Source organism: Citrobacter sp. Cpo142, assembly GCF_030332425.1.
GTDB classification, from domain to species: domain Bacteria; phylum Pseudomonadota; class Gammaproteobacteria; order Enterobacterales; family Enterobacteriaceae; genus Citrobacter; species Citrobacter portucalensis.
This window is the reverse complement of sequence record NZ_JAOWHW010000106.1, coordinates 1-6534: the sequence shown is the minus strand read 5'-3', so window position 1 is coordinate 6534 and position 6534 is coordinate 1. Positions and strand designations below refer to the sequence as shown.

At 41.8% G+C, this 6534-nt stretch carries 7 protein-coding genes and 1 pseudogene; 2 read left to right on the top strand and 6 right to left on the bottom strand.

The window, feature by feature from the left end:
* Nucleotides 1-80 precede the first annotated feature (80 nt).
* Nucleotides 81-263 (top strand): annotated as a pseudogene (locus OGY18_RS06545) (ChiP family protein); the annotation flags it as partial.
* Between the two features lie 77 nt (nt 264-340).
* Here the strand turns inward: OGY18_RS06545 and OGY18_RS06540 are convergent.
* From OGY18_RS06540 to OGY18_RS06525, 4 genes are read right to left on the bottom strand one after another with little or no spacing between them, the layout of a single operon-like run.
* The gene (locus tag OGY18_RS06540) at nt 341-910 is read right to left on the bottom strand and encodes a molecular chaperone TorD family protein (protein ID WP_286552327.1); all 570 of its coding nucleotides are present in this window, start codon (nt 908-910) and stop codon (nt 341-343) included.
* 36 nt (nt 911-946) lie between these two features.
* Nucleotides 947-1846 carry a dimethyl sulfoxide reductase anchor subunit family protein gene (locus OGY18_RS06535; protein ID WP_286552325.1) on the bottom strand — a complete coding sequence of 300 codons (900 nt, stop codon included), beginning with the start codon at nt 1844-1846 and terminating at the stop codon, nt 947-949.
* Nucleotides 1843-2484: a DMSO/selenate family reductase complex B subunit gene (locus OGY18_RS06530; protein ID WP_286552324.1), complete on the bottom strand. Its 642-nt coding sequence runs from the start codon at nt 2482-2484 to the stop codon at nt 1843-1845. Before OGY18_RS06530 ends, OGY18_RS06535 begins: the two co-directional genes overlap by 4 nt.
* On the bottom strand, nt 2481-4898 hold the full coding sequence (locus OGY18_RS06525) for a DMSO/selenate family reductase complex A subunit (protein ID WP_286552322.1): 2418 nt from the start codon (nt 4896-4898) through the stop codon (nt 2481-2483). The genes OGY18_RS06530 and OGY18_RS06525 overlap by 4 nt, the downstream gene beginning before the upstream one ends.
* Nucleotides 4899-5012: 114 nt before the next feature.
* Here OGY18_RS06525 and OGY18_RS06520 point away from each other — a divergent pair, with 114 nt between their 5' ends.
* Nucleotides 5013-5786 carry an AraC family transcriptional regulator gene (locus OGY18_RS06520; protein WP_286552320.1) on the top strand — a complete coding sequence of 258 codons (774 nt, stop codon included), beginning with the start codon at nt 5013-5015 and terminating at the stop codon, nt 5784-5786.
* Nucleotides 5787-5925: 139 nt separating this feature from the next.
* On the opposite strand, the gene OGY18_RS06515 is transcribed toward OGY18_RS06520, so the two are convergent.
* Both OGY18_RS06515 and OGY18_RS06510 read right to left on the bottom strand, forming a co-directional pair.
* Complete coding sequence (locus OGY18_RS06515) at nt 5926-6060, bottom strand: hypothetical protein (RefSeq protein WP_286552318.1); 135 nt, start codon at nt 6058-6060, stop codon at nt 5926-5928.
* Between the two features lie 7 nt (nt 6061-6067).
* A partial coding sequence (locus OGY18_RS06510) for an IS3 family transposase (protein WP_286552316.1) occupies nt 6068-6534 on the bottom strand: 467 nt, incomplete at its 5' end.

Here is a 6534-nt window from a genome sequence, read left to right as displayed (position 1 = left end):
GACAGCTGATAGAAACAGAAGCCACTGGAGCACCTCAAAAACACCATCATACACTAAATCAGTAAGTTGGCAGCATCACCTGGAATTTTGATATTATGTATACCATCCAATCAGGCAAAGCGAAAGACACAACATTTAAACTGCACTATACACGCTATGATAACCATTCCAATATTCCAAGTTTGGGTGGTGGTTATAATAATGTCTTCCAAGATGAAAAAGATATTAAATTTGTTGTTATAGCACCGTTTACTATTTTTTAACTCAAAATTATTTAGTGCATAAATGGAATTAAAACGGGAGCAATTGAATGTCTCCCGTTTACTTATTCATCATAGAACTATCGGCGGCATTGATTAACAGTAACTAACGTTAACTCAGTCAGAGCAGTATAAAATGGGCTATCAACAACATGCTTAAATTGTGTCGCAAATAACGGTAGCCAAGTCCCCAAATGTGCATCAAGTAACTCAATTAATGCCTTTTCACGTATTTCTGAAGCAAGGACAGCAGCTTGAAATAACATTAACCCTATGTGGTCTGAAGGTTCAGGATAATTAGTATGTAACTTTAATCTTTCTCGTTTTAAAAACTCACTTAATGCGGCTGTTGATGATCCATGCAGCACGCCTTCAGGATCTAAATACACCGACCCCCAAGGAGGAGCCGGTAAGCTATTAGGACCAATAAATAACTCCACCCACTGAGTATTTAATTGTTCAAATTTGATTTCTAGTGCACTTTTAATTTGATGACTCAATGAGCTATCTATTTTACAAGGCCACTGTTCTGCAAAATTTTCCGTCCTAAAAAAATTCAGTGCACTATGACTTGTTTCATCACTTGGTGCAAATAAATAACAAGTCCCTAGTACGTTAAAAGCCGCAGCATAATGCAAAAAATGGATCATAAGAAACATCTAAACCTTTTAAAGTCACTATTTATGTTAAATATGAATATAATAAAAACAGTAACGCAGCATAAACTCCCCTACAATCGCGCCACAGCATCCCAATACTAAAAATCTCTGGCGACTCACAGTAGCTACATTACCTATATGAGTTTTAGTTCGAAGGAGCACGCTATACCCAAGCACGAATGCTGCAACTATTGCTATCCCCCAACCGACTAAACGTAATGAAGCGATATCTTGATAAGCCTCAATGGAGGAAATCGGAAACGTGATTGATTCATTATTATAAGAGGTATCGGCCAGATAACGTTCATAATAAGGTTGATACAATAGCCTAATAAATAAACTGGCACTAATAACGGCACACAGACCCCAACCCCATTGGTAAGGCAAATGTTTAACAACATTCTCTTGTTTATACCTTAGCAACAAGTTAACTAATAAATAATATCCAGCCGCCCCCAGTGTGAATGTAGCACCATAAAACATTAGATAAGTATTATCATTCATCCATACCAACACTGATGTATAGCGATAAATCGATGCCATCGCATAAACATCAAATAGCCCAGCGACAGCCGATAAACTCAATAATGGATAAGATAACTCTTTCTTAAACCATGCCCATAAAAATGCCAATCCTAAAAACGTAAAGTAAGTCGCTGTTAATACCACTTCCCGACTTAGCCAAGACGAGAAAATATTCAACAACGAGTTTGGTGCATTAAGTGGCACACCTAAATGAGTAATTGAAGAAATCAATCCTATTCCAGCAAAGACACAGCCAATAAAAAGGTAACCAAGTAAAAATGAACGACTAATCCCCTGTTCGAATAAGCCCGCTAATTTTTTAGCTGAGAGAACTAACATTAAAGTTAGGCCAATAGAGGTTTGCATTAAAAACGTAAAAAGTAATAATGGCCATTCATTCATTTTTTCTCTCCTTGAGATGCCATAGTATGACGCCCTGCACCTTGATGTGGATGGATAACCAAATTTGGATGAGTAATCGATGAATCAGGTAACCCTTTTACATCGGCTTGTGAGCCATAACGTTTTCTTAATTCGTCGATAGGACCAAACTGAATAGCACCTAAAGGGCAGGTTGCCACACAAACAGGAGATTCACCTTTTAGTTGTAAATCAATGCAAAAATCACATTTAGACATTTGCTGAGTTTCTGGGTTCATCTGTGGTGCACCATAAGGGCATGACCACGCACAAGTACCACAACCAACACATTTATCGGTATTAACTAACACAATGCCATCACCTTCGCGTTTATGCATTGCCGTTGTTGGACAGTTTTTGACACACATCGGGTCTTTGCAATGGTTACATGAAATCGATAAGGTGTAAGCGAAGACATTATTTATCAGTCCCCCCTTCCCATTTTCAATAAACTCCCCCCCAGTGACTTCATAGACACGACGAAACTTGCGACCGACCTCAAGATTGTTTTTATCTTTACAAGAAACCTGACAGGCTTTGCAGCCAGAGCAACGTGCCGAGTCAATATAAAATCCTAACTGTCGGTCACTAACAGCAGGCCGAATTTCAAACTTACTCATACTTTGCTTACCTCCACCAGTAAGGTTTGATGCGCATTACCATGTGCCATTGCGGTGCTGCGCGCAGAGGTTAATACGTTGGCACATCCACCTTGGTCAATGCCTTTCTTATCAGGCATCCACCATGCTCCCGCTTGTAAAGCGACAACTCCAGGCATGATCCTTTGCGTGATCTTAACGGGGACCATCGTCGTGCCACGGTCATTACTCACAGTGACTCGCTCACCATCAGCAATACCGCGTTGCTTAGCATCAATTGGATTTATCCACAGCTCTTGTCGCTGAACTTCCTGTAGCCATGGATTTGCAAACTGAGTAGAGTTAGCACGATTTCGCCCTTTCCAAGTGATCAATTGCAAAGGGTAGCGAAGCGTTAAGCTATCTTCAGGGCCTTCTATCGCTGGAACGTAATGTGATAAAGCAGGTATATCTCGATTGTTGCGGTCATATAACCGTTTAGAGAAAATTTCAATTTTCCCTGATGGCGTTTCAAATGGATGCGCTTCGATATCTTGAATATTTTTTTCGAAAGCAACATGACCTGTATGTGGCTTATGTTTTAATAAGTGACGACGTTTAACTAACAGCTCATCAAATGTTGGGATGCCATCTTCAGGGCGTTTTACATGCGCATCGTTCACTAAATATTCTATCCACTGTTTTTCGGTGCGCCCTTCACTAAATTGCTCACTAACTCCCAATTTATCAGCAACATCACACAACCAATCGTAGTCACTACGTCGCTCAAACTCAGGCTCAATCACCTTTTCGGATAAAATAATGTAATCACCTGGCCCCCAAGTTCCACCAATATTCCAACGTTCTAAAAAACTGGTTTCAGGTAATAACAAGTCAGCATACTTAGCACTTGGCGTGAGATAAAGATCGCTACAAACAATAAATTCGACTTTACTTTCATCTTCCAGTACTTGTGCTGCATGCAAAATATCAGGGTTCTGATTAGTCATATAATTTCCCGCAAGCGAGAAAATCATTTTTATTTCAGTATCCAATTTTTCTGCATTTTTTAAACCATTATCAGGTGTAACAAGTGCTGCATTTTCGCAAGCTTGCACCCAATTCGTGATATTAATTTTCGCTTTCACTTGATTTTCAAATATGCTAGGCCCTGCAATCGTTTTTCGTAAATCAGGTGTTACCGCCATTCCATATCCAGCGGCCCAACCGCCACGAACACCAACATTACCTGTTATCGTCGCAAGTAAAGTCGCACCTCGCGCAGAACGCTCACCACAAATATGGCGCTGAGGCCCCCAGCCTTGCATTAATGCTGCTGGTTTGGTCGATGCATATTCTCTCGCTAACTGTTTGATAGTTTCTGCGGGGACTTTGGTTATCGGCTCTGCCCATTCAGGTGTCTTAGCAATACCGTCTTTTTTACCCATTAAGTAAGCAACTAATGATTCGTTTTCAGCAACACCTTCTGGCATCTGATGTTCATCAAATCCAAGGGTATACTTATCAATAAACGCTTGGTCATGTAAATTTTCGCTGATAATTACATACATCATTGCATCCATCAGCGCATTATCTGTCGTAGGTAAAATGGGGATCCATTGGTCTGCCAAAGATGAAGCCGTATCTGAATAGCGTGGATCAACGACAATAAATTTAGTGCCGTTTTTCTTCATTTTTTGAAAATAATGGTTGGTATGACCAAAAATAGTCTCGTTAGGATTATGTCCCCATAAAATAACTAGCGGGGTATCTTCTAATGTATCGAGGGTACTACCACTGGCTGAGGTGCCATAAGTATAGGGTGTCACCGCCATCGTATTGCCATTGCTGACTGAATGGTAGTTTTCCAGAAATCCCCCCGTTAAATTAAACAAGCGGCGTAGCATGTTAGCGCCTGAAAAAATACCTCCGGTTACCCCTGTACTTAGGCTCACAAAACGCGAAGCTGGGCCATATTGATCAGTGATACGTTGCCATTCACTCGCAATTAAACTGGTGGCCTCTTGCCAACTTATTCGTTCAAAGCGGCCTTCCCCTCGCTTGCCAACCCGTTTCATTGGATATTTTAAGCGGTTTGGGTGATAGACAAATTTGCGATAGCTTCGTCCACGAACGCAAGCTCGCATAATAGGCATCTCTTCATCAAGATCCGCATCAGGCCGTGTACTAATACGTGTAACAACGCCTTCTTTAACATGCGCTCTGATATCACACTTACCACCACAGTCAAAACTACTGCAAGTCGAAACGACCCGTTCATTATCCTGAGTTGAGATGTTTTTTGTTGGAATAACTGACGGGTCTGTAGGGAGAAAGGCGACTGACTTAGATGCTAAGAAAGAAACAGCCATTAGTGCAGAGCTGCCTTGGATAAACCGGCGACGACTTAACGGGCCAATCAGTTGCTCATCCGACTGATTGTGCTTACTTTCCATAATAACTCTACCTCAAAGATACATTAGGTTGCCATGTCATATTAAACATTTATTGAGTTGCCAACTTTCGAAAAATAGACAATGATATTTGAATCTCAGCCAATAAGGGTGACTATGCGAAATATCCCACTTAAAAGCGTCGATGATGTAAAGCGCGATGTGTTAGCGATCGGCACTGACTACCTCCCGAATATCCTGCTCAATTCACACCTTCATCGTCGTGCTCAATTTTTATACGGCGCGACAGGTCTCATTGAGGTGAGTACCGCTGACGGTGAGTGGGTTATCCCGCCAGATAGTGGTGTTTGGATCCCTGAAAATACTGCACATGAAACGCGTATGTTGAATGTAAGTACACGCAGCCTATATATCGAGCCTACCGCTGCACCACGGCAAAATCAGAAATGCGAGGTATTGCGAGTATCTCCATTATTACGTCAGCTATTACTCGAATCTGTTGATATGCCAATAGAATATGATCTTAATGGGCGAGATGGCGTATTAATCCAGCTGACATTACATGAAATCGCCCGTGCAGCCCCCCTACCTTTTTATGCACCGATCCCCCGAGATGCAAACTTAGCTAAACTATGCCGAGAGTTCCTAAAATCGCCGAAAATTACATCCTTACCCCATGAATGGGCTGAAAAACTGCATAAAAGTGAACGCTCTTTTAGTCGTTTTTTTGGGGCTCAAACTGGATTGTCATTTTCAGATTGGCGCCAACAGGCTTGTTTACTCAGTGCGATCACGCATATTTCAGCTGGGAAATCGATCACCGAAGTCGCTTTTGACTTGGGATATAACAGCGTCGGATCGTTTTCAACTATGTTTAAAAAGTGGTTAGGGCAAACACCATCCAGTTTTATCCAACGTATCGCTCAATAGAAAAATCTGTTGAACCGTAAGCCAAACACCATATAAGGATAAGGACAAAAAGCGCTGGCCTATCTAGGTATCATTCAAGGTGACGAGTCGATAACGAATGTTTACGGTCAACCAAAGTTGTTACATTTTTTGAAACGGGTTACTCATAAGTTGCGATCAACCATGCAGAACCATGATAATTCCCAGCGACTGCATTTTCTCCTTTTATATGGCTGGCAATACTGATTATATTTTGTTCATTAAATTCAACCTGTAAAGATTGCTGAATCGCCACGGATAATCTAGACACTTCCGAGCCGTTGATAATACTGGTTTTCATATTCTGTCGGTGACATCTGTTCGCTAGAACCATGCCGACGCTTACTGTTATAAAACATTTCGATGTAATCAAAAATATCACTGCGGGCTTCTTCCCGCGTTCCGTAGATCTTTTTCTTTATCCGTTCGCGTTTCAACAACTGGAAAAAGCTTTCTGCAACCGCATTATCATGGCAGTTACCGCGACGGCTCATGCTGCCCTCCAGGCCGTGTGATTTCAGGAACGACTGCCATTCATGGCTTGTGTACTGACTGCCCTGATCCGAATGAACCAGCACCTGTTTTTCGGGATTACGCCGCCATACAGCCATCAGCAGTGCGTTCAGGACAATGTCCTTTGTCATCCGGGGTTGCATGGACCAGCCGATAATTTTGCGTGAGAACAGATCAACAACAACGGCAAGATACAGCCAGCCTTCGTGGGTCCTGA